Here is a 421-nt window from a genome sequence, read left to right as displayed (position 1 = left end):
CACGATGCGCCAGAAGCGCCCGCGCTTCTTCTTTTTCTTCCTCGTATCGGTATTCTCTGCGGTAGCCTTGAGGCGTCCCCCTTCGATATCGATCTCTCTGCGTAGTGCCGGACCGCAGGGACGGCCCTCGGCCGCGCCGCCCACGACGTCCTCGCCGGTCCCGTGCCGGCGCTCTCGCCTTCCCCGGCCCTGCGCCGGCGGAAAACAAAAGGGCCCCCGCAGGGGCCCTGAGCTCACCCCGACGAGCGGGCGAGCTGCTACTTCTTCATCTCGTCCATGAAGCCCTTGGCGATGAACATTGACGAGCACGGTATAAAGCGTGGGAGCGTACTGCTTGCCTGCGCCGACCATCTTCTCGCGGCGCATCTGCTTCTCGGCCTTCTTGGCAATCTGCACGGGAGACAGGGGCGCTGCGCCCATG

The 421-nt window shown here is 65.3% G+C and carries 1 protein-coding gene; it reads right to left on the bottom strand.

Annotation, left to right across the window (positions count from 1 at the left end; genetic code table 11):
* Positions 1–420, bottom strand: a 420-nt coding sequence (locus NE591_RS12700; RefSeq protein WP_256156793.1) for an FhaA domain-containing protein, incomplete at its 3' end; no start/stop codon positions are given.
* Position 421 lies beyond the last annotated feature (1 nt).

The organism is Adlercreutzia sp. DFI.6.23 (genome assembly GCF_024462535.1).
Lineage (GTDB): Bacteria > Actinomycetota > Coriobacteriia > Coriobacteriales > Eggerthellaceae > Adlercreutzia > Adlercreutzia rubneri.
This window is presented reverse-complemented; position numbering and strand designations above follow the sequence as displayed.